At 72.6% G+C, this 2,849-nt stretch carries 2 protein-coding genes; both read left to right on the top strand.

Features of this window, described 5'->3' with window-relative positions:
- The first annotated feature begins 26 nt into the window (after positions 1 to 26).
- Complete coding sequence (locus tag VGP36_06190; protein HEV7654312.1) at positions 27 to 2,186, top strand: helix-turn-helix domain-containing protein; 2,160 nt, start codon at positions 27 to 29, stop codon at positions 2,184 to 2,186.
- A 76-nt stretch (positions 2,187 to 2,262) separates the two neighbouring features.
- On the top strand, positions 2,263 to 2,849 hold a 587-nt coding region (locus VGP36_06185; protein HEV7654311.1), incomplete at its 3' end, for a Type 1 glutamine amidotransferase-like domain-containing protein.

Here is a 2,849-nt window from a genome sequence, read left to right as displayed (position 1 = left end):
CCAGTGCACGAAGGGACAATGCGGCCATGAGTGACGGAAGCGCCGAGTTGCGCCGGTTGCGGCGGGCGCGGGGACTAACCCAGACGCAGCTGGCGGACGCGGCCGGGATCAGCGTACGGACGGTTGGCTACCTCGAGCGCGGCCTGCACCGCCCGTACCCACCGACCGTCGGCTTGCTGGCCGCTGCTCTCGGGGTCGACATGTCCCGGCTGGCGGCGACTCTAGGAAACGACCAACCGGCCGCCGTGCCCCCGCCGATGGTCCGCGGCCGGTTGGTCGGACGGGAGCAGGACCTCAGGCGGCTCACGCAGGCCGTCGAAACGTCCGCCGTGGTCGTTGTCAGTGGCGCCGGCGGGGTCGGCAAGACCACGCTCTGCCTGAACTGGACCGACGCGATGCGGGAGCGCTATCCGGACGGACAGCTCTACGTCGACCTCCACGGCTTCCACCCGGACGAGGCGCCGCTGGCCACCGTGGATGCCCTCCGCCGACTGCTGTTCGCGCTCGGGGAGGACACCGGGGTGCTACCGGAGGCGCCGGAGGACCTGAGCGGCCGGTACCGGGCCGCCACCGCCGGACGGCGGCTGCTCGTGCTGCTCGACAGCGCGACCTCCTCCGCTCAGGTACGGCCCCTGCTGCCGGCCGGTCCAGGTGCCACGACAGTGGTGACCAGCCGCCGCCGCCTCGACGGGCTGGTCGCAGTCGAGGCCGCCGAGCACCTGCCATTGGACACGCTGGGCCTCGCCGACGCGGTGGAGCTGCTCGGCTCCACCGCGGTGCCGCGGGAGCGGCGGGCCGCCCTGGCCGAGGCCTGCGGTCGGCTGCCGCTGGCCCTGGTCATCCTCGCCGCCCACCTGCGGCGGCATCCCGATCGGGTCTTGCAGTGGACCGGCGACAACGGCCGGAGACTCGACCTGCTCGAGGTCGAGGACGGCGACCGGAGCGTCCGCCGGGTCATCGCCACCACCGTACGGGCGGTGCCGGAGCGGCTCCGCTCGGCCGTCGACCTGCTGGGGTTGTGGCCCTGGGGTGAGCTGGACCCGTACGGAGGAGCGGCGCTGCTGGGGACCGGGCGGACCGATGCGGTCCGGGTCCTGGACGCGCTGGTCGACCTACACCTGGTCGAGGAGCGGGACGCGGATCGCTACGCGATCCACGGGCTGGTCGCTGCCTACCTCGCCGAGCGTGCGGCCGGACTGCCCGCCGACGTCCGTACGGCCGCCTCCCGCCGCCTGTACCGCTACCACCTTGCCATCACCGCCCGCTGCTCGGCCGTGCTGGACCCGCACCGCGGACAAGTGCCCGTGGACGGCGCGGAGGCGGCAGACCTGCCGCCGCTGGACTCCCCCGACGAGGTCGCGCGGTGGTTCTCGGTCGCGCAACCACAGCTCACGGCGGTCATCCGGCAGGCCCAGCGCGACCGGGCCGAGCCGTACAGCTGGCAGCTGCCCTACGCGGCAGACGCGCTGTTCCGGCTCCGCGGCCCGCGGGCCCGGGCCGTGGAGATGCTCGAGGGAGCGGTGGCCGCGGTGCCGGTCGGCGACCCGTTCCGACCCCGGGTGCTCGTCAACCTCGGCGTGGCCTACGCGATGAGCGGACGGCTGGATGCGGCCCGCAACTGCTGGGAAGAGTCGCTGGGCCTCGTGGACGACATCCAGACTGTCGCGTCATCGACCACGAACATCGCGATCCTCGACGCGGAGATGGGCAACCGGGAGGCGGCCCTGCGCGGATACGAACGGGCGCTGGCACTGCGGCGGTCCACCGGCAACCTGGGCCGGGTCGCACTGACACTGGTCAACCTGAGCCGGCTGCGCTTAGTCAGCGGGGACCTCGACGGCGCCGCCGTAAACCTGACCGAGTCCTTGGAGCTGGGGCGCCGCATAGGCGACGGGATTACGATCGCGGGGTCCTTGCTGGAGCTGGGCCGGGTCCGGGCCGCGCAGGGGAACACCGACGTCGCCCTCGGCCTGCTGGCGGCGGCGCGCGAACAGGCGGAAGCCAACGCTGACGACCACCAGACGGCGGAAGTCCACCACGAACTCGCCCAGTTGCTGCCGCCGGGATCTGCGGATGCGGACGCACACCTCCGCGCGGCACACCGCCTCTACACCCGCACCGGCGACCCGCGAGGCGTCGAGGTCGCCCGCGCACTGACCGGACTTCCCGACCCGGACGGCGACTGACCGATCGTGCCACCAGGGACCTCCGGGACGAGAAGCGACGTCAGACACCGCCACTCCTGCCGGAGGTCCCGCCCTCATCAAGCCACCACGCCGAACGTCAACAACGTCCCCGGTCGTTACGCACCTGCTGGCCCAGGACGTCATCCTCGTCAATGGCGGCAGCGTGGTGAACCTGATGGCGCTGTGGAAAGCACACCGGCTGCCTCCGATCCTGCACGAGTGCTGGGACGCCGGAGTGGTGCTGGCCGGCTGGAGCGCCGGCTCCCTCTGCTGGCACGCCGGCGGCCCGACCGACTCCTACCGCGACCAGCTCGACCCGTTCCTCGACGGACTAGGACTGCTGCCCTACAGCAACGGCGTTCACGACGACTTCCCCGGCCAGCCGCGACGCCGGGTCTACCGGACGATGGTCGCCGACGGCACCCTGCCAGCCGGCTACGCCAGCGAGGACGGCGTCGGACTGCACTACGTCGGCACCGAACTACACGAGGCGGTCACCGTACGACCGGACGCCGCAGCCTGGCCGGAGTGGGCGCGGGTGCGCGACCGCTGGCGCGTGCCGGGTCGCCTGGTTCACGACGACGCGGCGAGCATCGTCGCACGGGAGTACGCGACCCTGCTGTCTGTCGGCCAGCTGAGTCCTCCGGCTTCACGCTTGCCGAT

This window comes from Mycobacteriales bacterium, assembly GCA_035995165.1.
Classification (GTDB): Bacteria; Actinomycetota; Actinomycetes; order Mycobacteriales; family CADCTP01; genus CADCTP01.
Note: the sequence above shows the minus strand (reverse complement) of the source record. Positions and strands in the feature narration are given on the sequence as shown.

Bases quoted from the DNA above. Each gene is read 5' to 3' on its own strand.
- VGP36_06190 (HEV7654312.1), top strand. From the start codon at position 27: ATGAGTGACGGAAGCGCCGAGTTGCGCCGGTTGCGGCGGGCGCGGGGA.